Raw genomic sequence first — 24,668 nt, forward strand, 5'->3', positions numbered from 1 at the left:
CTGTGTCTAGCAACTTATGGAAACGCTACTAGAGAATCGCTATCGAGTAATTCAAACTTTGGGTAGCGGTGGATTTGGGGAAACATTCTTGGCAGAAGATACCCAAATGCCATCTAGCCGTCGCTGCGTGGTGAAACAGCTTAAACCGATACACAATAACCCGCAAATTTACCAACTAGTACAAGAGCGTTTTCAACGAGAAGCGGCCATTTTAGAAGATTTAGGCAGCTATAATGACCAAATACCTGCCCTATATGCTTATTTTCAATCGGATGGGCAATTTTATGTAATCCAAGAGTGGGTGCAAGGTGATACACTCACAGCTAAATTTCGCCAACAAGGTGTATTTAGTGAAAGCGCAGTTAAAGACATTCTCGTGAATCTATTACCCGTCTTAGAGTACGTCCATTCTAAACGGATCATTCACCGTGATATTAAACCAGACAATATTATTCTGCGCCATCGGGATAGCAAACCTATACTGATTGACTTTGGTGCAGTGCGGGAATCTATGGGAACAGTATTCAATTCACAAGGGTTACCTACCAGTTCGATTGTGATTGGGACACCAGGCTATATGCCCAGTGAACAAGCCGCAGGTAGACCAATGTATTCCAGTGATATATATAGTTTGGGGATGACAGCAATTTATTTGCTGACTGGGAAACAGCCGCATGAATTAGACGCAGACCCCAGGAATGGGGAAATTATTTGGCGTACACACGCCTTGAGTGTCAGTCCTACATTAGCAGGTGTGATCGATCGCGCGATCGCCTACCACCCCAGAGAACGCTTCACTACCGCCAGGGAAATGTTACAAGCCTTGCAATTAGGTGCAGCCGCCTTTCCCCCGACAGTAGGAACACCCCAAAGCATACCTGAAAAAACAATTTCTGTCAGTCCAGCCGTTTCTCCTCAACCTGCAAATCAAAGTAATGGTAAACAAAGAATTTTGGTGGGGAGTTTAATTACTGGTGGTTTGATTGCTGCGGTGGCGATTATTAGTTTCGCCAACAACAATAACCAACAACCGCAAACAGTAGATGTGTCTACGCCTGTACCTACTGAACAACCCACAATTTCAACTCCCATCTCCAGCCTACCTAGTGAAACCCCTACGGCTGAACCGCAGACACCTACACGAACATCAACAACAACATCAACGGAGAAACCTTATTTGGGTTTTCAAATGGTGACACTGACACCAGAAAATCGAGAAAATTTCAGCAGTCGTTTAGGCGTTCCGATTACATTAAATAATGGAGTTTTAGTATTTACAGTCGTTCCGGGATATCCAGCTTCTATTGGGGGATTGCGTGTAGGTGATGTAATTCGCAATATTGATAATCAAATTGTTGCTACAGATGAAGAAGCACTAAAATTAATAGCAAATAGCACAATCGGCAATCCTTTGTCAATTGAAGTAGAACGTAATGGGCAAGTTTTTCAAGTTACAGTAATTCCTGCAACAAGACCATCACCAGAGAAAGTTATCCAAGATTTTTACGGACATATAAATCGACGTGAATATGAAGCTGCCTGGAATTATCTATCAAAAGAAAATCAAAATACTACTGGTTTCAATTCATTTAGAGATTGGTGGCAACAAGTCAAATATGCAGAGATTCAACAACTGACTAGTCAAGAATTAAGTAATGACACAGCAACTATAGATGCTCAAGTTTCTTATTCCACAACATCAGGCAGAAACATATCTCAATCTCTCCGTTTCTTTTTAAAGAGAGAAACATCATCTCCATTATGGCTGATTGATAAAACAGAAAGGCTGTAAGAAGGGTATGGGGTTTGGGGTATCCCCATGAATGAATCTATCCACTGATTTAATTAGCGATCGCATCAACAGTAAAATTAGAAATACAAAATACGCAGTTACATCAATTCGCATAAATTATTAGTATAGTTAACTAGACTAAATGAGTTAAAGTATACCGTAAACACCCTCGTCCTGACTGACACCGACTTATGGAAACGCTGCTAGACAATCGCTATCGAGTAGTTCAAACTTTGGGTAGTGGTGGATTTGGGGAAACATTCTTGGCAGAAGATACCCAAATGCCATCTAGCCGTCGCTGCGTAGTGAAACAGCTTAAACCTATTCACCATAATCCCCAGATTTACCAACTAGTACAAGAGCGTTTTCAACGGGAAGCGGCCATTTTAGAAGACTTGGGGAGTTATACAGATCAAATTCCCACTTTATATGCTTATTTTCAATCGGATGGGCAATTTTATGTGATCCAAGAGTGGGTGCAAGGGGATACACTCACAGCCAAATTTCGTCAACAAGGCATATTCAGCGAAAGCGCGGTTAAAGACATTCTCGTGAATCTATTACCCGTCTTAGAGTACGTCCATTCTAAGCGGATCATTCATCGCGATATTAAACCAGATAATATTATTCTGCGTCATCGGGATGGCAAACCTGTACTGATTGACTTTGGTGCAGTAAGGGAATCTATGGGAACAGTAGTTAATTCCCAAGGTGATCCTACCAGCTCGATTGTGATTGGGACACCAGGCTATATGCCCAGTGAACAAGCCGCAGGTAGACCGATGTATTCCAGTGATATATATAGTTTGGGGATGACAACAATTTATTTGCTGACGGGGAAACAGCCACAGGAATTAGAGACAGATCCCAGGAGTGGGGAAATTATCTGGCGCACACACGCCTTGAGTGTCAGTCCTACATTAGCAGGTGTGATTGATCGCGCGATCGCCTACCACCCCAGAGAACGCTTCGCCACCGCTAGGGAAATGTTAGAAGCCTTGCAATTAGGTGCAGCCACCTTCCCTCCAACTGTTCCTTATCAACAACCACAAACTCCCCCAACCGTTCCTTATCAACAACCACAAATAGCTACAGTTCCACCTGCTGCAACATTATCCAATACTGTCGCCGTCAGTCCAGCATCGTCCCCATCGTCTCAACCTGTAAATCAGAGCAATAGTAATCGGGGAGTTGTACTTGGTAGTTTAATTGCTGGGGGTTTAGTTGGTGCATCTGTCTTAATTGGTTTCGCCTTGACTAGACCAAATCAACCAGTAGCACAGTCAACAACATCTTCTAATGAATCTACAACCAACAGCAACACCAGCCAAAATGTAGAACCGACACCTACCCCTCAAGTACCTGAAACAGCCACAAATCAGCAAACAACTCAAAATACTGCACCACAGGTAAATCCTCCTGTCACCAAAAATTTACCACCTGTTGAACCCACTACATCAGAACCAGAAGAGAATACATCATCTCAAACTCCAGTAGTTGAAAGACCCTCACCAGAACAAGCAATTGAGAATTATTATGCAACTATCAATCAGGGTGAGTATAAAACTGCCTGGAATATGCTATCTCCCAGCTTTCAAAATAGCAAGCTGCACCCCAAAGGCTATCTATCTTACGTGGAGTGGTGGGGAGGACAGGTACAAAGCGTTAATGTTGAGAACGTCAATTTAGTAGAAGCGAATACAGAAACAGCTACAGTTACTACTCGGTTGACATATTTCATGAAAGCTGGTAATCAATCATCTAATCCTGTGCGCTTCTCTCTGTTATGGGATGCAGAGAATAGTAGATGGATTATCAATGGTGCTAGATAGTAATCTGTCAACAAACAAGAGTAATTGCACCATTAATAGTCACAAAAGCTTTGTCAGCGTCAAAAGTTCTGCGTTCTTCATCAAATGCGAGTGTAAGATCCCAGTTAAAACAGAAAATATCACCAACTTGTATATTATTGAAGTCTGTCTTGATAGCTGAACCATATGTAGCAGCATTAGCAAAAGGATCATCTAGATTAACTGGAGTAAGGCTATCGAGACTACCAGGAGTATTCTTCGCCATAGGCCACAAGTATTTCGTATTCTTCATCGCTACAATCGACTGAATAGCAGTTGAGATGGAGGTTTAATTGTGTTTCTAGAACGCAGGTACAGAAGAAGCCGCAGATGGAACATCCAAGACACCATCGCAGGGTATATGTTCATGATGCCTACCATTCTGGTTTTAGGAACTTTCGTATTACTGCCTATTCTCTACGCTGTGTTTCTTTCCCTGCACAAAGTGCAACTTTTAGGCGGTATTGATTATGAGTTTATTGGATTTCGTAATTTCCAGCGACTATTTACAGATACCAGAGTTGGAATTGCGCTGAAAAATACAGCCGAATATGTCGCAATTGTTGTACCCAGCCAAACTATCTTGGCATTGGTTTTAGCCGTAACCTTAAATTCTGGGATTCATGCTCAAAATTGGTGGCGTATTCTCTACTTTTTGCCTACCGTTACATCTTCGGCGGTGCTAACCCTCATCTTTATGTGGATTTATAACACTGATGGATTACTAAATAATTTTCTCGCCTTTATAGGACTACCTACTTACAATTGGTTGGGTGATCCATCAGTTGCTCTTAAAGGCATCATGATTATGAATATTTGGTCAACTGCACCATTTTATATGGTCATATATTTGGCAGCATTACAAGATATTCCTCAAAAAATTTATGAAGCAGCAGAAATTGATGGGGCTAATGGGTGGCAAAAATTTATTTACATTACTATTCCCTTACTGCAACCTGTGACTTTCTTTGTGGTAGCAATAGGCATAATTGGGACTTTTCAATTATTTGATCAGTCTTATATTTTCTCTGGTGGGACTGGTGGGCCAAATAATGCCACTCTGACTGTTGTGCTGCTGATTTATCAAACTGTGTTTCGCTATTTACAGATGGGATATGCTGCTGCGATCGCCTTTTTATTAGCAGTAGTGATCATTGCCGTGACACTGCTACAACGGCGACTGTTTGGAGGAGAAAGAAGGTGAAAAATATCTCTAGCTTTTCCTGGCTCAAGGGACTGTTATATATAGTCCTCGCTATCTATGCAGTTATTACCTTAATTCCCTTTCTGTGGGCTTTGTCAGCATCATTTAAGCCCCTTTCTGAGATTATTGGGGGGGAACTTAATTTTTTTCCCAAAGATTTTACCTTTGACAACTACAAGCAAATATTCTTACAAGAACCTCTATTTTTACGCTGGTTGTTCAACAGTGTATTAATTGCTGTCAGCGTCACGGGGTTAAACTTACTGTTTAATTCTATGGCTGGTTATGCCTTAGCTAGACTACGCTTCACTGGGAGAAATTTCTGGTTCTTCTTGATTTTGGCAGTCCTAGCTGTACCCGCACAAATTACTCTAATTCCCACATTTTTGATATTGAAAGCGATAGGTTGGCTCAATTCTTATCAAGGCATGATTGTGCCTAGTATGGTCAACGCTACTTTTATATTTATGATGCGGCAGTTTTTTGTTAATTTTCCTAAAGAGCTAGAAGAAGCCGGACAACTCGATGGCTTAAACACCTTTGGGATTTTCCGGCATATTATTTTACCTCTAGCCCAACCAGCCTTAGCAGCACAGGCGGTTTTTGTGTTTATGGGTAGTTGGAATAATTTTTTACTACCAGTAGTCATCTTATTCGACCCAGAAATGTTTACTCTCCCCCTAGGTTTAAACACCTTCAAAGGACAGTACATCAGCTATTGGAACTACATCATGGCCGCCTCTATGGTCTTTACCCTACCAGCCTTATGTATTTACGCCTTTTTTAACCGTTACTTCATCCAAAGTGCCACCTTCACAGGTGGTAAGGGATGAATAGGAGTTGAGCAAGTATTCTCTCATCAGCACTCAGCACCGGCTAAACGCCGCGCTACCGCTAACAACACCGGCTAAACGCCGAGCTACCGCTAACAGCACTCCCTGATCCCCCATTCCAGATTTTGGGCAACAAATTGCACTCTGAACATGATATTGGTATTACAGCGACTTAATCTCTATCTGTTAGCTAACACACATTATGGGTTTTGCAAACCTAGCGATTGCAGAGATATCAGTAGACTACAGTGTGACTGTAGCCAAAGGTTTTTCTGTGCTAATCCTAGAGATTGAGTATCACTTTTTTAGCTGTGTTGAGCGTCAAAATCTTTAAGGGGAAACATGTTTAGAAGACTTATTGGCGTTGTTGCCGCTACTATTTTACTGACGTTTCAGTTGGTTATCGGTAGCGCAACAGCAGTGGAACTAGACGAAGCTACCAGAACAGTGAAATTAAATGCTCAGGGTGATAACGTTACACTGAGTTTAAAACAAGTCAAAGAAGGTAAACGGTTATTTCAGTACGCTTGCGCGCAATGTCACGTCGGTGGTGTAACTAAGACCAACCAGAACGTAGGGCTTGAACCAGAAGCATTGGCTTTAGCAACACCTAAGCGTGACAACGTTGAAGGTTTGGTAGATTACATGAAAAATCCCACCACCTACGACGGGGAAGAGGAAATTTCCGAATTACACCCCAGCATCAAGAGCGCAGATATTTTCACAGAAATGCGAAATCTGACCGACGATGACCTGAAAGCGATCGCAGGTCATATCCTTCTACAGCCCAAGATTCTGGGCGACAAATGGGGTGGTGGTAAAATCTACTACTAAATTCAGTGCTGTTAGCGGTAGCGCGGCGTTTAGCCGGTTTTGAGTCACCGAAGTTTGCCCGGTTCGCGTAAGCGTCTCGTAAGAGAGGGAGACCCTCTTTGCAACTTCTCGCTGTTAGCGGTAGCGCGGCGTTTAGCCGGTTTTGAGTTCTGAGTTTTGAGTAATAAGACCAGGAATCTTATTGAGTGATCGTATTTGATTTCTCATCATTATTTCCTAGTTTACCCAAAACTCAGAATCCAGAACTCGGAATTTTTGCTATACATACAAGGCTCAACAGTATTTTGAAAAAATATAAAAATATAGCTCTTAGTTAAGTTTTTACTATTGATTTCTGGCTTTTCTTCAAAAAAAAACTTCTATCTACGACAACTTGTCATATTTGGTCTTGATTTTATTTAAAATGAGATCAGGAAAATGAAAACTCTTTATCTAGGAGAACGCTATGAAATTAATTGCGGCAAGCTGGAGACGCTTTAGTCTGGCTGTATTGACACTTGTTTTAGTTGTGAGCAGTGTCGCCATCTTCACGCCTAGTGCTGCGGCTGAAACATATACAGTTAAACTGGGTACTGATAAAGGAATGTTGGCATTTGAGCCAGCAAAGTTGACAATTAAACCAGGCGATACTATTGAATGGTTAAACAACAAAGTACCTCCCCACAACGTTGTTTTTGATTCTGGCCTCAACCCTGCTAAAAGTGCTGATTTAGCTAAAGCACTGTCTCATAAACAGTTGATGATGAGTCCTGGCCAAAAAGAAACAACTACCTTCGCCGCAGATGCTCCTGCTGGGGAATACACCTTCTACTGCGAACCTCATCGGGGTGCTGGTATGGTCGGTAAAATCATTGTCGAAGGCTAGACCAAATGATTTTCCATGCTCCACAGCTAAATTAGCCAAGAGCAATACTATAAATTAATAGTGGTGACTAGTCATATTCCCCCTTAGTTAGAGGGTAATATGACTAGTCACCACAAATTTTATGAGACGTGATGCGTAAAACCCCATCCCTTTGTGGGTGGGACGGTTGAGCAATCAAAGCGTTGCAATTGCCAAAGCTTGGTTCTGAGGAAAATATTTTGAAAATAGTCTTATTAATTTTATTCGTGGCGATCGCTATACTTAAACTTACATTTACTAATCCAGTTCTAGCAGCAGAAATATCCCCAGGTGCTAAAATTTTTCAGAATAACTGCGCTGCTTGTCATATAGGTGGCGGTAATATTCTAATTTCCCACAAAACCTTGCAAAGAGAAGCACTGTCAAAGTATCTAGACAATTATAATACTGACTCCATACAGGCAATTATTCATCAAGTAGAAAATGGTAAAAATGCTATGCCTGCCTTCAAGAAGAAGTTAAGTGAGCAAGAAATTCTAGCGGTGGCTGCTTACGTCTTCCAAAAAGCCGAGAAAGGTTGGTGAATATTCCCATACTTAGAGAACCTCGGTTTCTCTGCGACACCGAGGTTCTTAAGTTTTATGAATCAATTAGCTAATTTTATGGCTTTGAAGGATTAGAGTTTTGCTTTTGCTGTCTAGCCTCACGCAAATTTTGCAACTTCTGTATCAGGTCTTGACCAGATTCTAGCGAGGATGATAAATCATCTTTGTTTACAGTCTGCTCAGAAGGTGCTTTTATGACTGCATTCGATGCAGGTTGATTTTTGTTGATTTGTAGTTGTGGTAAAGGCTCTGATTTAGCTTCGGGTTTAGGTGTAGGTTGACTATTATTGACACCCGGATTATTACCTGAATTGGGAATAACTACAGCCGGAGCTTTTTCTTGACTCGTTTCATCTGTAACACTGCTGCCATGTTGAAAACGCAAGCTAAATGGATAACGGCTGATTTGCTGATCAGCTTTAGGCTTGTTTCGATTAAAATATTGCCTTGCTTTCAGTTCTAGTTCAGGAGAAACTGACCTGTCTTGAAACTTGATATCTAACACTTTACCTTCGGGGTCTACCACTAAGACACCTAATAGTGTACTGTCAAGACCTGGTTTCTCTGTAGGGATAATGCTCCGAATAACTGCTTTTTCCTGCGAGTTGGGGTATTGCTGCTGAAGTGCTTTTCTCAAATTTTCGTATGAGTTTACCTGAGCAATTTCACCAATTTCAGCTTGCTTTGAAGGCAAATTATTCAGATTGGGGGTATTTCCTTGCTCTGATTTGGGTATGCTTGGATTGGCAAGGGCTAAATTATCTCCTACTTTGGGAGTCTCAGTAATGGGAGTGAGTTTAGCTGCATTACCACCAAGTTGTGTATTGGCTTGATTGTTATTGGGTGTAGTAATAGCAGGTGGCGTAACAGGTTGAGTCGCAGGCAAATCGTTTGGTAGTGTCGCTGCACTCAATTCTGGCAATTTGTCTACAGATAGAGGTTTTGAGGCTTCTGGAACTATCTCCTTGTTATCAAAACTAGGAGGTGTGACACGAGCGAATTTATTATTAGCCGGATTGAAGGTAGAATTATCAAATTGGAAATTTCTCTTGGGAGATACCCGCAAAGCCTGACGTTGTGGAAAAGAGGGTGTGCGATAATAATTTTCAGGAATTGTCGCAAGCGGTGGCATTGATAGCGGTGTATTGACAGGTGGTGGCAAAGGAGCTAAGACTGTTGTCTGGGTATCCAGATTAGGTGGATTGCTCAGTTGCGGTTGTTGAGGAAATTGATTTTGTAGTAAAGGCACTTGTGGTTGTAGTGCAACTGAGTTCATCTCTGGTGTCTGTGGTAGCCGACTTTGGTCAGCTTGGCTGAGTTCTAAGACTCCAACTGTTTTTTGTGTAGATGATTCTTTCGGTTGGTTAGAATCTACAGGCATCAATGGCACAATCAATGCAATAGCACCGTGAATGCCGACAGAGGCTATTGCTGCTATCCCAGTTGGTTGGCTGAGAAATTCTGGTATATTTTTTATCAGGGAGACGTAAGACATAGCTGTTAATCGTTCACTCGGCTCGGTTGCAGTTGACTAGCAAAGAAATTTTATCTTGATTGTAATAAATGCGTCCCTTGGAAAAATCATAGCTGTCCATGTTGACGCGCAAAACACGATCATGGAAACTTTTTCCACTCTTTAATTTTTTAAGCTATCACGCGTTTTCTTGGTTGCACTGGCTGATGAGCTGGTTAATGAGATGCTCACTCAGAAATTTCCATTGTTATGCGTTGCACCATCCCGCACCATTTCAGCTTAAGCATAGGGTAGTTACTAGTCAGGGCGATCGCATCAGTCTAAGAGCATAAGTCTATTTGCTCAAAACCAAAGATTAGTCACTAGTTGCACTTCTGAAAGAAAACTCAAGCTGTGGTGATGAATATCGGCAAGCCGAGATATATTACCATAGCTACCACATCAGGAAATGTTGCCTGTTTTGCTATTTCTTCTGAAAAAGACAGGTGACGGTAGCATAGGGCTTTTAGCACAGAGGCACAGAGGCACAGAGAGAAATTGATTTTTAGTTATTATTTTTAATAAATCTTAGTTAGAATTGTAATAAAAATATATCATTAATCCAATAATTAGGAGGGGTGAGCTATGCAAAGCACCCAGTTTGATAGGATTTTGCGGCGAATCGCCACGATATTATCGGTCGTAATTCTTTCTCTATGCCTGATTTATGTCTCTACTGGCATTTTGTTGTCTTTTTATTACGAACCGACAGCCGGCGGGGCTTATAACTCTTTGAGAATGATTGATACAGAGGTTTCCTATGGTTGGCTGTTCCATAGAGCGCATGATATTGCAGGTAATGCGATGATTGCGATCGCTCTGGTGCAGATTGTCATCATGTTTTTAGGACGGCAATTTCGCCGGAGTTGGCTATTTGCTTGGGTAAGTGGGATTTTATTTACCTTGAGTGCGATCGCGCTAGATTGGACAGCCATGATCCTCGATTGGACTCAAGAAGGTTACTGGCGGTTTAACATTGAGCTAGGCAAGATCCAAGCTATTCCTGTGATTGGTTCACAACTGCGAGATATTCTTACAGGTGGTGGAGCAATTAGCAGCATTACGGTTGAACATTTATACACCCTGCACAGCTACATAATTTCTCTAGGGGCAATTATTTTAGCTGTGGTGCATTTGGCAGCTTTATTGTGGCAAGAACAGCAAATGTATGCAGAACAAGCCGAGGAGAAAATTCAACTTGCAGGTGCATCACTAGCAGAAAGTTGAGCCAATTTTGTTAAAGGTAGTTCTTCCAACTCCGGTAACTTTTCTAGAACTAGAGGCGTAGACTGACTAGCACCAGATAAGCGTTTTAACAGGTTCGGTCTGGGGTCATGCAATAGGTAGATAATGCGATCGCCTACTTCCCACTCTTGGTTGGCTGGCGTAATCTGGAGACGTGCTGCTCTTTCTACCAACAACGGGACTAAAACTCCAGTCCGAATTTTTTCTTGGATACGTTCCTTTTGGGTAGCAAATTCTGCTTTATTGAGTGTAGTTGTCCCTAATTTTACCCGTCCATTACTGAGATACTCATTCCAAGTTTTAATTGCCAAATCCGAGACAAAAGCTTGGTGAACTTTATTATTAGCGGAATTATTAGCTTGGGGGTCACGGGGAAAAACAGCTAAAACCCTTGGAGGATTAAATTCCTCGGCGGCTCGTTGCGCCAAAACAAAATTCACCTCACCATTATTAGTCATCGCTAAGAAAGTCCCCATCGAAGCTAGTCCTGCTTCTTCCAACACCTCAGCATCCAGCGCACTGCTAGCAATTACTCTGATATTTTGAGCTTCAGCTTGAGCTAAAAATTCTGGTTCAGTATCGATGAGTACAACATTTTCCCCCCGTTCTTGAAAGAAACGGGCAATTAATAGACTTAAGGGATTACAACCGACAATTACCGCACCTTTAGCGTCTTGAGAGGTGATTTGTAGGCATCTAGCAACCCAGCCAGCCGTCAATCCTTGACAAACCACTGTCATGATAATTGTCAGGAAGACCAAAGCTTTAATTGCATCACCACCATTAATTCCATGTTTGGTCAACAAAATCGCAAACAAGGAAGCGACTGAGGCGGAAACAATACCTCTAGGCGCAACCCAGCTTAAAAATAATTTCTGTCGCCAATTTAAGTCACTGTTCCCAGTACACAACAGGATATTAATGGGGCGAACGACAAACATCAACACCAAAACAGTAAATAAACTGCCCCAACCTAAAGCAAACACACTGGCAATAGATAAATCAGCCGCTAGCAGAATAAAGAGTACAGAAACACTTAAAATGGTTAGTTGACCTTTAAAGCTGCGCAAGAGGCGTTCCTCTGGTACAGAGGAGTTAGCAAATACTGCCCCAGCAACTACTGTAGTCATTACCCCTGATTCGGTGCGAATCATCTGCGCTAGGGTAAACAAACCCCATAGCACCGCCAAAACGACGAGGTTTTTCAACTCAAATGACAAAAAATTGGCGCGTTTGAAAATCAAGCTCATCACATAACCGCCTACAGCACCGATCGCCGCACCAACACCAAGGCGCATGACTAACCCGACGATGGCATTGATAGGATCACCGTCACCATTAACGATGGTGTCCAGCACCACAAAGGCGAGAATTGCACCAACTGGATCGATTAATACACCTTCCCCTTCGAGCAGTGTTGCTACTTGTCGATCTACATTGATTTGTTTGAGTAAGGGGCCAACCACTGTTGGCCCTGTCACCACGACAATAGAAGCGTAAAGAAAAGCTATATTCCAAGGAAACTCACCCAACCAATGAGCCGCCATGCTCCCACCAATCAACGTTACCAGTGTCCCCAAGGTGACAAGCAGTTGTAGGCTTAAAGAAACTCTACCCAACTCTCGCAAATCTAGGTTTAGTCCACCTTCAAATAGAATAATTGCCGTTGCTAAGGCCACAATTACTTCCAGTCCTGTGCCGAGTAACTGGGGATGTAATAGCCCAATTCCATCAGAACCGAGGAAAATACCCACGAATAATAATAGGACGATGCTGGGTACACGAAAATATGCCGCCAATACTTGCGCGCTAATACCTGCAACGACAGTGATCACCATCTGGAGGGTGACTTCAAAAGATGCTTCCATGCTATGGATTTTGAGCGATGTATTGCAAAATCTTTTGTAAAGAATAATGAAGATTCCCTTTACAGGGTACAACATTAGACCATTTATTTTTTGTGAACTTCAGAGTTTTTTTCATACGTAGTTTTTCACAATACTCTATTTCTCGCTATATTGGCGAGTGAGTATGGCAAGTTGCCAACAATCAGCATAACTTTCTGAGTATTAAACACTAAAAAAAATACACCTGTTGATAGATGTGAATAATTTGCCTTTTGGAAGATGTTCACTGTGTACTTTGGGATAAGTGTCTAACAGGGTAGGCTAAATTGCTGAAAAAGGAAGGACTAAAGTCCTTACGACGAACTTAAAAATTTTTTTTGCCAAATCTATTGACATCATCGGGAAAATCCGTTAATTTATAAAAGGTCTGAGGTTGATGCCCCCATCGTCTAGAGGCCTAGGACACCTCCCTTTCACGGAGGTAACGGGGATTCGAATTCCCCTGGGGGTACTGATTAAATTAAAAGAGATTGAAAAGTCTCACCTATATTTAAGAATTAGTTCCTACAGATAGATTTCTGTAGGAACTTAATCTTTATAGTTACTTTTGATTTGCTAGGTAATTGACTCGCTGGTAAATCGCTAGCAAATTGGATTTGAGATCATTGCTGAGGCGACGTTCAATAATTGTGATCGGCATAGTCAATTTTGGCCAAATTTCAATGCTGTAGCAGAGATTAGTGCCGATTAGTTGATCAAGGACATAAGGCTCTAAACACCAATAACCAGAAAAGCCTTTAAAATCTCCCTCTACCATTTGGAAGTTGATTTCTCTGGGGAAAGATTCTTCCAAGTCTAGAACTACACGGGCGCAAAAGTTTAAATTGAGTAAACGCTGAGAGCCGATTTGTTCGAGTCGAATCCCACCATCAGGATGCTCTAAGAGACTGCTTTTGGCTAGGTTGGGAATGAAATCAGTCAAAGCTTCATAATCTGTTAATACCTTCCAGACTCGTTCTACTGGATGGGGAATTTGAACTTTAGCCGTAATTTGTCGTTGTCGCTCGGCGACTTTGGCGATTTGGACTTCTACTGGGGGTAAGTTAGCTGTATCCGCAACCAAACCCAAGTCAGGATCAAGATGGGGATCGAGTTCAAAGTCCTCTGTGCTTGTTTGTTGGTTAGTCACTTTCAGAATATGGTGTGTTCTCGTCAGAAAATTGGGGCAGAGTCAGGGTGAAACAGATTTCACTGAGTTGAGAATCAGGTATGGGCGTACTCTCAACTGCGATCGCTCCATTTAAATGCTGCACTAAGGATTTCACTAAAGCGAGTCCTAAGCCAGTACCGGGTGTCCAACGACCGCCTCTACCGCGACGAAACCTATCAAAGATATAGGTTGCCTCTTCTTGGGAGATGCCACGTCCTGTGTTAGTCACTTTGATCATAACTTGATCTACTAACTGATTAACTTGGTGACTGGCGTGCAGGTGAATAATCGTATCCCGCTCTGAGTATGTATACGCATTATTTAATAACTCATGCAGAATTCTGTCAAAACTCTCCAGTTCGGTTTGAAGTTTTAACGGTTGCTCTGGTATATCTAAATTTATACTTAAGCCTTTCTCTACCAGTTTTGCAGTCAAAGAAGTGCTGAGTTCTTGGATTTTCGTGTTGACATGAATATTTTCATAGCGTGGTGGTTCTTGCTGCGTCTCTAGTTTTTGCAGAGTGAGCAAGTCATTAATTAAGTTGATTTCTTTAGAACATTCTTTTTCGAGAATTTCTAAGTATCTGTCTTGGCGTTCGGCTGTAATCCCTGGTAGACGCAAGTTCTTGATAGACAACATCATATTCGTCAGAGGGTAACGCAGGCGATCGCTGATGTTGCTCATAAATTCATCTTTGAGCCGACTCAACTCCCGCAATTGGTCTACATATTGCCGTGTTCTTTCATGCAGTTTGGCCTGTAGTTCCAGGCTGGTTTGCAGTTTGGCGGTGCGCTCATCGACTAAAGTCTGGACTTGTCGTAGTGTTTTTGACTGAATAATGGCATTGCTGACTTGAGCGCAGACCATTTCCACCAAGTTTAATTCTGCTAGTTGCCATTCACGAGCTACTGCTTGCTGTAGCACTAAAAAGCCTAAAATTCTACCTTGATTTTCTAACGGCATTAACAGCACAGCTGGCAATTCTGTAATCGCAAATAATGGGGCAACGGTTGTAGTATCTTGTAAATCCGTGTAGTCATTGATGATCAATGGCTTGCCCCCCTCCAGAAAAGCTCGCTGACACAAAGCACAATCTGCTAGAGCAAAAGATTGATTTAAAGACTCAGTTTGACTGGGATTGTCCCTACACCATTCACCAACAATGTCGGCTTTAGCTTGGGGAATTTGTTTTTTAGTGCGAGTTCTAAATAATGGATCTGTATATTTGAGGAGGATTAATAAACCCCGGTCTGCTTGTAAAGATTCAGCAGTCGATGCTATGGCGAGTTGGAGCATTTGATTTAACTCCAAGTTACTGCGACTAAGTATAGTTAATTGCTTGATCAGGCTTTGATGCTGATTGCTTTTTTGTAGATATTGCTGCTGGGTAGAAATTAACTGTATTTGGGTGACTTGGGAAAAAGCGATCGCACAGGATGAGGCGATCGTGTTGAGAATTTGTTTTTCTGAATTCCCCCAATCATAGGATTGGAACTGTATCAGATTTATTACACCATTATTTTTGCCGCCAAAGCGGGTAGGAATTGCTAACACCGCTTTGATAGGTAATGGTAACTGTTGACACCCAATTGCTAAACTATTACGAATTGTGGCAATATCCTCAATCGTGAAGGGTTCATTAGCACATTGCAGCACTAACTGTTCAACAGAGAATAGTTCATCTGGCTGGGGCATTCCTAGATATTCATCCGAACACCAACTAGCGGTTGTTGCTTCGGTTGAGTCCTCACTCGTCACCGTAACTAAGCAGCAACAATCTACATTGGTGGACATTCCTATCCATTTGGCAATTTCTGGCAGCATCAATGCTGTCGATGGACGGCTAGCAATGATGTGATTAATCTTTTGTGCCAACTTGTGGGCTGTTTCTTCCTGATGCTGCATCAGTTTGACTGGGTATGGTTTGAGTCTCTCTGGGTCATCGGGGCGTTGTAGTGACACTAGTAAATGCTTTTTCATTCCTGATTTGTTCTTGAATAATGACCCCATTGTGCTTGCACCCAAATTTTTGGCATATTATTCACCGTTATTTGTGTGGCTATACCGGATGGATGGCAAATCTTCCTTCAAGATTTTCTATCATTCTGTTATAGCCCCTTTATTTTGCAGATGAGCAAATTATCAGTATATTAAGAAAATTTATACATGATCATTGAAAGACTCAAAACTTTCGAGAACACTTAATCTAACTTATGTTTAAGTAGATGGTCTAGTATTCATCAATAACTTTTGCCTTAAGATATCTTGTTGGGAACTATACATAAACCGTGATATCTCTAGATTTCAAACCAGAACTTCATATGTATTCACCGCATTACTACTGTTGCGAAGCAAATTTTTAAGTAAGATAGCTTGTAAAAAAGCTTACCTGGGAATTTAGCACCCCACAATTGTGGGGTGAAGTGAAGGAATAGGCCGTTAAAAGAGGGGAAAGGGTTTTTTGTTGTGTCCAATTTTTAAAACTTCCCCTACTCAAAAAGGCTGATTCCCTATTCCCTGTCTATTCAAATTAAGTAGGAAAATTAAAGCAGATTACTAAGTAGAACAGGGTAAATAATTAAAGGTTTGTAGTAAGAACTTTAGTTCTCTCTGCGTTCTCTCCGTTCCCTGCGGGACGCTCCGCGAACAAAAAAGGACTAAAGTCCTTACTACGAACTCAATCCTAGTTTTTTTACATTACTTAACATAGTTTGGTTTTTTCAAGTCGTTCTACTTATAGTGTTTAAACTTATAGTGTTTAACTTAATTAAATTAAAATTATTTATTTGTCAAGTAATAAACATAGAAATTTTCTAATAAAAAAGTGATGAATACAACCTAGTAGCTTATCAAGCAGCAACTAAGCTGTATTCACCTGCATAGCAGACTATCCGGCTAGACTCTCGACAGTGAGAGGAACCATATCGCCGTTTTTGGTTAGTCCTAATAACATGGGTTGTTGGGGTTGAATGAGTTGACCTGTGAGTACACAACGTTCTTCTTGTTGAGCTGTGGCGGCTATACTAGCGCGAATATCGGCTCTTGAAAATCGCGGTTTCCACTCGCCAGATTTTTGCTGTACATAATTCCAGAGAATATTGCGGATGAGAGCTTGATACCCCTGATTGCCTGCGATTTCTTTGAGTTTCTCTTTAAGTTCTCGCTCCAAGCGAATGCTAGTAACTTCCATATCGGTAGTTGGGGTGCGAGTAATTGTGTGCATGAATTTTTCTCCTTTAAAGTATGGACAGGATAGTAATACAAGTGTAGTATGTTTAAAGAAATGTTCAATAGGTGAAATTTTCTGTGAAAGCCATTTACCCCATCTCTACTTTCTGGAGCGCAACTAACTATCGCATTAGTTGGGAATCAGCTGCTGTGGGCGTGGAGTATTTATTTATGGGCGATGGTAGCCACAAGCATGAGCAAATCACAGAGGAAAATCATGATTTTAGATATTTCAGCATGGATGGGCTGAATGCCAAACCACAACTAGATGTAACAAGCGGGAGGTACAGACGGAGAAATGCTGTACCAAGGTAAGACCAAACAAAATGATGGTCAAATTTTTACCCCCGCCTCACCTAAATCAGAAGCGGGGGTTTTTTATTAAGGAGTGAAGCTGTGGCGACATCTTCGATAAGCTACGCTAACGCGATGCCAAGATTAGAGCAATTCGTGGTGGTTTTTTCGCAAAACTACTTACCACTGTGCCGGGTTAATATTAAGCGGGCTATTGTGCTGTTAATTACCAATAAAGCCGAACCTTTGCTTGGTTCTACAGAAGGTGGGTGGCGAGTTCACTCACCCAGCTTGATAGTTGATGTCCCAAAATATATTCGCCTAAAAATTGCTGCGATTGAACGGACATGGAAAGTTCCCCCTGTGAATCGGCGGGAGGTTATGCGTAGAGACCATCACAGCTGCCAATATTGCGGTAGCAATAAGCGTTTAACACTAGACCATGTGATTCCCCGTTCTAGGGGTGGTTCTCACACTTGGGATAATGTGGTTGCAGCTTGTGAAAGGTGTAACTCTCGAAAAGGCGACCGCACTCCGGTTGAGGTGGGTATGCAGTTGCGGACTAAACCAAAACCACCAATTCACCCGGCTGTAGCCTTTGGATTTAGTGAAACTTGGCGAGAAAGTGCCACAGAATTTTGGATAGATGTGCAAGCAAACCTGGAATAGCAGGAGAGCATAAGGAATGCTGAAATTAACTTACACCGAAAGCAGTTTTTATTTGGAATATCTTGCCTTATCGCTAGAAGAATGGGTACAAAAACGAGTAATTTTAGCACTACGGGTTGGTCAAGCTTTATGCGTTGAACCCAGCACTGCTTCCTTTTTGCTACCTGCGGATTTGCCAGGAATTGAAGCACTCAAGGCTGAATCCAGATTTGCTGACAGTGAAATTATTGATGTGTCAACTGGTGATGCTGAGTATGTGGAAATTACCCTGCGGGGTTCTTGGTTATCAGATGGTTCTGAAGATGCAGACGGTGTGTTTGTGACCGTAATCAGCGATTCGCCTAATGGCGACAGCTTTGCTTCACGCACAGAACTATTTGTACAGAAACTCTGGCAGGCAGCGCAAGCCTGCGCCTCTGTGATGAGTGAATGAGGGGATTGGGGACAAATCAAGTCAAAAGTCAAAATTAATTAAATAACTCCTGGGGAATGGGAAATGGGGATTAGGGATAATTTTTTCTAATGCCCAATTCCTTTTTTATTGCCAATAAATATATTTTTTTTGTTGCTCTGAAAGATGGTTATAATATTTGACTAAAAACTCATTAGTTAAAGGCGAAGTATTATAGTATAAATATTTTTTTCTATGAGAAGTGTAATCAAAGAAAATGGCAAATCTATCTGAATTGCTTGGTGGCTTACCGCGATGAAAAATACTGCCAGTGGCTGCAAAAATTACTGTACCAGCAGCCCCTACACATGATTGATATTGTTTTGGAGATATCACCTTTTGCATTGTTTTATCTGTAAGATAGCCAGATGTGTAATTTAAAGATTTAGCCACTTCTGTTGTTAAAGGTTGAGGCAGGTACTGAAATGGCCCGGTCTCTTCATCCACATTATTGATATAAAGTATTATTTTTATAACTTGTCGGTCTTCTGTATCTATATGCCAAAGTCTTGATCCTGTTTCTAACTGATTAGCAATATCCCTACGAAAATATGCACCATGATAGGCTACTGGTAAACCAAGATAATTTTCAATAATATTTAACAATCTTTGTTCTAATCCCCACAAGAATATTTCTGGATACTCAATCATTTGTTCAGCATTAGCATGAACCACAAATCCATTTTTTTGTACAGCAATATTAGATTTAATATTGGGTAATAATTTTTGTGCTAATTGGAGAATTTGGAGATTAGATGAAATACCTAATTCATCTAAAGATGTAATTGCTATTCCTTGAGTTTTTATTGCTTTTACTATATTTAAATCATGGCTTGAAAGAATCGGTAAATAGGGAAGATGTTCTTTTATATCTGTTTGATAAGCAAGATCAGCATGATATCTTATTAAAGGAAATCTTATGAAATTTCTTAATAGTTTATTTTGGATTCTGGGGAATAATCTCAACATTAAATTTTGTTCCTACACTAATTAATTTTAAATTACTTGCATCTGAAAATTTTTAACAATAAGTTAGAGAAATATAATTTTGTATAAATTGGCAATGTCTCCCACCGACGGTCGGTCATCAGCTATACTGGGCGGAACACCATCGCGCAACAAGACGCAATGATATTTTGGTAATCATGAAGCCTTATAAAAATACTGTCATTGGGAGAGACTAAATATCTGACTTTAGTTATAGATTTAGAGTGAAATTGCACATCTGGCAGATATTATTGAACAAGTTTGTAGTCAGAGATTATTTATAAAATAAACCTTAAATTGTAGGTTGCTTTAAAGCAACGAGTAATGCAACGCAGAATGGTATTGTGTGATGGCTAATTTCTACTGTCTCTAACGCTCAAATCCTCCCGCTTTATTGCCGTTGTGTTACGGCAATAAAGCGGGAGGAATCTTCACACCGCTTTTTGCCTCATCTACTTAATATTTACATCTCTATTAACTGCGCTTGAGTGCTAAAGTTAGGCCATCGCCTATTGGCACAAGAGAAATTGTGACTCGTTCATCATCATGTAACTTTTGATTGAAGTTACGGATAGCTTGCGTACTAGGGTTTTGGATTTGCGGATCGGCAACTCTTCCAGACCATAAAACGTTGTCAATGGCGATCAATCCACCAGGACGGATTAATTGCAAAGCCCGTTCGTAATAATTGAGGTAATTTTCTTTATCTGCGTCAATAAAAGCAAAATCAAAAGTTGCTGCTTGTCCTTCTGCTAATAGGGTATCTAAAGTTTCTACTGCTGGTGCTAATCGCAAGTCAATTTTATCCGCAACTCCTGCTGCTTGCCAATAACGCTTGGCAATGGCTGTAAATTCCTCACTGAGATCACAAGCAATTAACTGACCATCACTAGGTAACGATAAGGCGACAGAAAGGGAACTATAGCCAGTAAATACGCCTATTTCTAAGGTTTTTTTTGCGCTCATTAACTGCACTAGCAGGCTCATAAATTGTCCCTGTTCTGGAGAAATCTGCATGACAGAGTGGGGATGATTAGCTGTTTCTTGGCGTAATTTTTGGAGAATTTCCGGTTCTCGCACAGAATTAGCCAGTAGGTAGGTGTAAAGTTCTTGATTAAGACCAATAGTTTGTGATGACATAATATATGAGGGAGTTTTAGGTATCTCCCGCTATACTATCGCTGAAACTATATAAGAATTAACATGGTGCGGTTCGTTGTAACGGTGGTTTTGCTGATGCTATTAGTGGGTTGTGGCAATATTGGATTGTTACCAACTAGTGAGTTAGTGCAGAAAGCGATCGCACTCCAGCTAGAACAAACCCAAGAGCAACTCAATCAGCAGTTGGATCTTAAGTTCCAAAGGTTTGAAATTAAACACCTGAAAATTCGCCAGGAACAACCTTTGACGATTGAAAATTTACCGGCTTTCCGAGTGTTGGGAAACTACGACTTAATTTTTCAGCTACCCAAGAGACAGTTGACAAAACTGCAACAACCGTTTGAAATTTACTTACAGATTCAACAAGAAGGTAAAACTTGGCGATTGCTGTCACCAAGTAAGAGTAGTCAAGACACCCAAACAGTTTGGCGTAGCTATCTCATCCCGTAGATAATGTATGCAGCTAGAAAAAGCATCACAAAGTTTTCCGTAGAAATGCCATAGTCTAGCCATGATTGAGGTGATAGTTTTACCAAGATCAGGGCTATATATGTATTTCAATTTTTTTATTAGTTCGATTGTCGGGATTGTGGCTGTAGTGCTGCTAGGTTTTGGCGTGCTGCAATGGTTTCATGTCCCAGCCGGTAATTTCCTCGACTGGGTAATTGGGGGTGCAAGTTTTTGGTGGTTGTTGGTGATTGTCACTGTCCCTTGGAATATCCATTTTCAAGCCAAGCAAGTTTTAGCGGAAGCCGCACAGTCAATTGAAAAAGAAATACCTGTAGACGAAAGACAAGTTAAGTATGTCAAAATTTTAGCCAAGCGATCGCTCTGGGCTGCTTTAGCTTTACACTTAGTTTCAACTATTGGTCTTTATACCCTCGCCGCCACGGGTATTAGTGCTGTAGGTTATATCAGTTCTGGTGCGGCTTTGTTATTAACTATCTTGCGTCCAGCTATCCGCGCTTATGAATATTTATACGCCAGGCTGACGATGATTAGCCAAGAGTGGAAATATCCCCGTGAAGATATTGTCGAACTCCGCAATCGCTTCTACGAATTTGAGCAAAAAGTCCAAGTTTTAGAAGACCAACTCAACCCAGAACAACCTTATTCCTTACCAGCTACTCAACAACGTTTTGCTGATGAAACCCGCAAAGACTTAGCTAGAATAGCTGCTAACTTAGAGGAATTACGTGCTACCAATCAAACCGAACATGAAAAATTAGCTAAGGAAGCACGCAATGCGATCGCGCAACTTTCCACCGATGGGCAATTTTTGGATCATGTCCGCGAAATCATTCGATTTTTTAAGACAGCTTAACTAATACTGCTGATAGCGGGTTAAATCTACCACACCTATTTCTTTACGTCTTGTACCTAAAGGTAGAAAATAAAGGTTAACCTAAACTTAACTTGGGCTACTTGCTCTCGCTAGAAGTCCAAGAATAACCCGCCAATTTATTTGCAGTGCAACTGAGGTCAAATGACGCAATCTTGCAATCAAGCCAAAGAGTGGGAAGAACGTCGTGATACAGCCAATGGCTACTATAAGCAGGGAAAATTTCCAGAATATCTCGATTTAGTCAAGGAAAATTTACATTTAGCCAGAGCCATTTCCGATCGAGCCAGAGAAGGGCATACATTAAATGACATTGGTTTAGCTTATCTGGGTTGTTGTCAGATGCAACAAGCATTAGATGCTTTTAAGCAGGCTTTAGCTGTTGCGGTTGAGCTTGGTAACTTGCAAGCAGAAGCAACAGCACTCAGTAATGTAGGCTCTACTTATAGTCGGATAGGAAAACTTTCCCAGGCGTTGGAGTATCTAGAGAAAGCCGCACAAATTTTTCGAGAAGTGCAAGACACCCTTGGGGAAGTTTCTACTCTCAATGATGTAGCACTGATTTATATCAGATTAGGTGAACCCAAACGGGCTTTATTACTACAAAATCAAATTTTAGCAATGCGTCGATTACTGGGAGACTTTTCTGGTGAAGCGACAACCCTCAATGGCATTGGATTTGCTTACAGTATTTTAGGCGATCATGAAAAAGCTCTAGAATTTCTACAAGCAGCACTACCAATTCAAAAGGCTACGAAAAATGCTGTTGGTGAAGCGATTACCTTAAACAATATTGCTTCTATTTATATAGATATAGGACAACCCAAACAAGCATTATTGCTTTATCATCAAGTGCTTTTATCACGTCGTACTATGGGCGATCGCTCTGGCGAGGCGAATACCCTCAACAACATCGGTTATATCTACAACCACCTAGATATTCACCGCAAAGCCCTAAAATTCTACAGGCAAGCTGTGGAGATTTATCAACAACAGGGTGATTCTGTCGGTGAAATTGCTACTTTGCTCAACATGGGTAGCCTGTACGCCAAAACAAAACGTAAAAGTTTAGCGCGAGTTTGTTATCAAAATGCCCAGCAATTAGCAGAGCAAATCGCAGATGCGACTATCCAAGACAAGGTAAAGCAGTTTATAGATGCGCTATGAATGGTGAGTGCTGAGTGCTGAGTAGTGAGTAGTGAGTAGTGAGTAGTGAGTAGTGAGTGCTTAGTAGTAAGTCATTAGTTATTATCCTTCACTCCTTTACTCGCTCACTGCCCAATTTCTAAACTCTATTAGCATTCAGAAATCCAGCTGAATCATATAGGCGTTTGAGCATGGCGGTAATTTTTGTACCGTACTCTAAATCTGCTGACCAGCGTCCTGAGAGTTGTTCAATGAGTGGGGCTACGCCACGTGTAACAAAACGAAATCGAGGATCGACAACCTCATTCACTAGAGGTTCTAGGCTGGCGTAGGCTTTGAGATGTTGAATGTGCGCCCTGACTCCAATTCTGGCACTAGGAAAAGAGGCGGCTTCAGCACCACCACCAATAGATCCTAAACCCGCAAAGTTATTTTGCTCAGGTCTTAAGTCTCCGCCAAAGCGCAGAAATCCTGTTTCTAGGCACATCTGACAGAAGGCAATGTCATAATTAACTCCTTCTGAAGCTCCTTCTTCTCGATAGAGTTTTGGTATGTCAGGAAACTTATTGAGGGCATTTTCATTGTTGTTTCTTAAGAAGAGTTGCATCTCAACTTCTGAAGTGTTGCCATTCGCCATAATTCTGTCAAATTGACCAGGGCAAATCACCAAATTTGAGCGCAAAGTGACAGTACGAGTAGTTGCATCCCAACCAACAGCAATATTAAAATCGCGCAATTCTACAGCTTTGAGATACACCACTTTGCGATAGGTAATCCGATTGACATTGGGTGATTTTGACAAGTCAATTCGCAGCCGATCTACTAAATCAATGGGAATATAAGCATTACCATTGACTAAAACTCCTTGCTCTGCGTAGGTTTGCCCGTTAATGTTGATGTTGATTGGGGGATAATTGGGATCTGGGGGAGTGCCTGGGGTGGGGTCAATAACACGACTCCAAGATGCTAAACCATCGGCAATGCCCAAAGCGAAATCTCGGCGGCGATTTTGCAGCAAAGCCCGATCCTCTGGATTGCTGATAAACCCTACTTGTAGCAATAAAGAGGCGATCGCAATTTGCCGACAAAAGGCTAAACTCCCTAAACCACTCTCGGTATCTGGTTTTACACCTCGGTTTGGCAGTTGAGGAACACGGCGCAACAGTCCCACTAGCAGTAGTTCGCCGTTATTCTTGCGCTCATTATTACTGGCAATGTGAAAAACACTAGCCCCCCTTACAACCGGACTACTAGCAGCATCAGCATGGATTTCTAGAGCCACATCACCACGACGACCGCGAGAATTAATCCAGGCAATAGTACCCGCAGCACTGAGATCATCAGGAACAGATAACACTTCAAAACTCCGCGATCGCAGTTCTGTTACAATCAAATCGCGCAGCAAAATCATTTCCTTCGCTTCTGTAGTCCCGCCAGCGATCGAACCTGGATCTATCCCTCCCGCTTCTTGGCCTCCGTGGGCTGCTGAAATAAAGATACGCCCCATTTACCGTAATTCCTCTGAATAAAATTAAGACTAGCAATTCTATACAATATTCTTCATTTGGCAACAACAATATAATATCTATCAGATGTGATTAATCATTGATAT

23 protein-coding genes and 1 tRNA gene are annotated in these 24,668 nt (G+C 41.4%); 15 read left to right on the forward strand and 9 right to left on the reverse strand.

Annotated features, from left to right (window positions below; all coding sequences use genetic code 11):
- Window positions 1-16 precede the first annotated feature (16 nt).
- A complete protein-coding gene (locus VB693_RS23185; protein WP_323268317.1) occupies window positions 17-1,792 on the forward strand; it encodes a protein kinase domain-containing protein in 1,776 nt (591 codons plus the stop codon).
- A gap of 191 nt (window positions 1,793-1,983) precedes the next feature.
- A complete protein-coding gene (locus VB693_RS23190) occupies window positions 1,984-3,624 on the forward strand; it encodes a protein kinase domain-containing protein (protein WP_323268318.1) in 1,641 nt (546 codons plus the stop codon).
- 7 nt (window positions 3,625-3,631) lie between these two features.
- Here VB693_RS23190 and VB693_RS23195 read toward each other — a convergent pair whose 3' ends face one another.
- Entirely contained in the window at window positions 3,632-3,868 is a 237-nt protein-coding gene (locus tag VB693_RS23195; protein WP_323268319.1) for a hypothetical protein, read from the reverse strand.
- 69 nt (window positions 3,869-3,937) lie between these two features.
- On the opposite strand from VB693_RS23195, the gene VB693_RS23200 reads away from it, so the two are divergent.
- The 5 genes from VB693_RS23200 to petJ all read left to right on the forward strand — a co-directional run bounded on the left by VB693_RS23200 (window position 3,938) and on the right by petJ (window position 7,941).
- Window positions 3,938-4,846, forward strand: coding sequence for a sugar ABC transporter permease (locus VB693_RS23200; protein WP_323268320.1), 909 nt, complete (start codon window positions 3,938-3,940; stop codon window positions 4,844-4,846).
- On the forward strand, window positions 4,843-5,679 hold the full coding sequence (locus VB693_RS23205; protein WP_323268321.1) for a carbohydrate ABC transporter permease: 837 nt from the start codon (window positions 4,843-4,845) through the stop codon (window positions 5,677-5,679). Before VB693_RS23200 ends, VB693_RS23205 begins: the two co-directional genes overlap by 4 nt.
- A gap of 342 nt (window positions 5,680-6,021) precedes the next feature.
- Entirely contained in the window at window positions 6,022-6,513 is a 492-nt protein-coding gene (gene psbV / locus VB693_RS23210) for a photosystem II cytochrome c-550 (RefSeq protein WP_190706710.1), read from the forward strand.
- A gap of 445 nt (window positions 6,514-6,958) precedes the next feature.
- Entirely contained in the window at window positions 6,959-7,378 is a 420-nt protein-coding gene (petE, locus tag VB693_RS23215; RefSeq protein WP_190706709.1) for a plastocyanin, read from the forward strand.
- 218 nt (window positions 7,379-7,596) lie between these two features.
- Entirely contained in the window at window positions 7,597-7,941 is a 345-nt protein-coding gene (gene petJ / locus VB693_RS23220; RefSeq protein ID WP_323268322.1) for a cytochrome c6 PetJ, read from the forward strand.
- A 76-nt stretch (window positions 7,942-8,017) separates the two neighbouring features.
- On the opposite strand, the gene VB693_RS23225 is transcribed toward petJ, so the two are convergent.
- On the reverse strand, window positions 8,018-9,457 hold the full coding sequence (locus VB693_RS23225) for a hypothetical protein (RefSeq protein ID WP_323268323.1): 1,440 nt from the start codon (window positions 9,455-9,457) through the stop codon (window positions 8,018-8,020).
- Window positions 9,458-10,060: 603 nt separating this feature from the next.
- On the opposite strand from VB693_RS23225, the gene VB693_RS23230 reads away from it, so the two are divergent.
- On the forward strand, window positions 10,061-10,702 hold the full coding sequence (locus VB693_RS23230) for a cytochrome b N-terminal domain-containing protein (RefSeq protein ID WP_190706704.1): 642 nt from the start codon (window positions 10,061-10,063) through the stop codon (window positions 10,700-10,702).
- On the opposite strand, the gene VB693_RS23235 is transcribed toward VB693_RS23230, so the two are convergent.
- A complete protein-coding gene (locus tag VB693_RS23235) occupies window positions 10,669-12,588 on the reverse strand; it encodes a cation:proton antiporter (protein WP_323268324.1) in 1,920 nt (639 codons plus the stop codon). The two genes, VB693_RS23230 and VB693_RS23235, sit on opposite strands and share 34 nt — an antisense overlap.
- 417 nt (window positions 12,589-13,005) lie before the next feature.
- On the opposite strand from VB693_RS23235, the gene VB693_RS23240 reads away from it, so the two are divergent.
- Window positions 13,006-13,078: transfer RNA gene (locus VB693_RS23240), tRNA-Glu, on the forward strand.
- Between the two features lie 90 nt (window positions 13,079-13,168).
- On the opposite strand, the gene VB693_RS23245 is transcribed toward VB693_RS23240, so the two are convergent.
- From VB693_RS23245 to VB693_RS23255, 3 genes are all read right to left on the reverse strand, one after another.
- Entirely contained in the window at window positions 13,169-13,756 is a 588-nt protein-coding gene (locus VB693_RS23245; RefSeq protein ID WP_323268325.1) for an SRPBCC family protein, read from the reverse strand.
- Window positions 13,749-15,758, reverse strand: coding sequence for a GAF domain-containing protein (locus VB693_RS23250; RefSeq protein ID WP_323268326.1), 2,010 nt, complete (start codon window positions 15,756-15,758; stop codon window positions 13,749-13,751). Before VB693_RS23250 ends, VB693_RS23245 begins: the two co-directional genes overlap by 8 nt.
- 907 nt (window positions 15,759-16,665) lie before the next feature.
- Window positions 16,666-17,001, reverse strand: coding sequence for a hypothetical protein (locus tag VB693_RS23255; protein ID WP_323268327.1), 336 nt, complete (start codon window positions 16,999-17,001; stop codon window positions 16,666-16,668).
- A gap of 71 nt (window positions 17,002-17,072) precedes the next feature.
- Between VB693_RS23255 and VB693_RS23260 the strand changes: the two genes are divergently transcribed.
- From VB693_RS23260 to VB693_RS23270, 3 genes are all read left to right on the forward strand, one after another.
- A complete protein-coding gene (locus VB693_RS23260) occupies window positions 17,073-17,321 on the forward strand; it encodes a hypothetical protein (RefSeq protein ID WP_323268328.1) in 249 nt (82 codons plus the stop codon).
- A 114-nt stretch (window positions 17,322-17,435) separates the two neighbouring features.
- Window positions 17,436-17,969 carry an HNH endonuclease gene (locus VB693_RS23265; RefSeq protein ID WP_323268340.1) on the forward strand — a complete coding sequence of 178 codons (534 nt, stop codon included), beginning with the start codon at window positions 17,436-17,438 and terminating at the stop codon, window positions 17,967-17,969.
- Window positions 17,970-17,985: 16 nt separating this feature from the next.
- The gene (locus VB693_RS23270; protein WP_323268329.1) at window positions 17,986-18,402 is read left to right on the forward strand and encodes an alr0857 family protein; all 417 of its coding nucleotides are present in this window, start codon (window positions 17,986-17,988) and stop codon (window positions 18,400-18,402) included.
- A 105-nt stretch (window positions 18,403-18,507) separates the two neighbouring features.
- On the opposite strand, the gene VB693_RS23275 is transcribed toward VB693_RS23270, so the two are convergent.
- Both VB693_RS23275 and VB693_RS23280 read right to left on the reverse strand, forming a co-directional pair.
- Window positions 18,508-19,389 (reverse strand): 2OG-Fe(II) oxygenase, encoded by an 882-nt coding sequence (locus VB693_RS23275; RefSeq protein WP_323268330.1) that lies wholly within the window; start codon window positions 19,387-19,389, stop codon window positions 18,508-18,510.
- Window positions 19,390-19,881: 492 nt separating this feature from the next.
- Window positions 19,882-20,547 carry a class I SAM-dependent methyltransferase gene (locus tag VB693_RS23280; RefSeq protein WP_323268331.1) on the reverse strand — a complete coding sequence of 222 codons (666 nt, stop codon included), beginning with the start codon at window positions 20,545-20,547 and terminating at the stop codon, window positions 19,882-19,884.
- Between the two features lie 63 nt (window positions 20,548-20,610).
- Here VB693_RS23280 and VB693_RS23285 point away from each other — a divergent pair, with 63 nt between their 5' ends.
- The 3 genes from VB693_RS23285 to VB693_RS23295 all read left to right on the forward strand — a co-directional run bounded on the left by VB693_RS23285 (window position 20,611) and on the right by VB693_RS23295 (window position 23,077).
- Window positions 20,611-21,018: a hypothetical protein gene (locus VB693_RS23285; RefSeq protein WP_190706675.1), complete on the forward strand. Its 408-nt coding sequence runs from the start codon at window positions 20,611-20,613 to the stop codon at window positions 21,016-21,018.
- Between the two features lie 100 nt (window positions 21,019-21,118).
- Window positions 21,119-21,892 (forward strand): hypothetical protein, encoded by a 774-nt coding sequence (locus tag VB693_RS23290; protein ID WP_323268332.1) that lies wholly within the window; start codon window positions 21,119-21,121, stop codon window positions 21,890-21,892.
- A gap of 162 nt (window positions 21,893-22,054) precedes the next feature.
- The gene (locus VB693_RS23295) at window positions 22,055-23,077 is read left to right on the forward strand and encodes a tetratricopeptide repeat protein (RefSeq protein WP_323268333.1); all 1,023 of its coding nucleotides are present in this window, start codon (window positions 22,055-22,057) and stop codon (window positions 23,075-23,077) included.
- 118 nt (window positions 23,078-23,195) lie between these two features.
- On the opposite strand, the gene VB693_RS23300 is transcribed toward VB693_RS23295, so the two are convergent.
- Window positions 23,196-24,563 (reverse strand): N-acetylmuramoyl-L-alanine amidase, encoded by a 1,368-nt coding sequence (locus VB693_RS23300; RefSeq protein WP_323268334.1) that lies wholly within the window; start codon window positions 24,561-24,563, stop codon window positions 23,196-23,198.
- Window positions 24,564-24,668: the final 105 nt, after the last annotated feature.

This window comes from Anabaena sp. UHCC 0399, from assembly GCF_034931465.1.
Taxonomy (GTDB): domain Bacteria; phylum Cyanobacteriota; class Cyanobacteriia; order Cyanobacteriales; family Nostocaceae; genus Trichormus; species Trichormus minutissimus.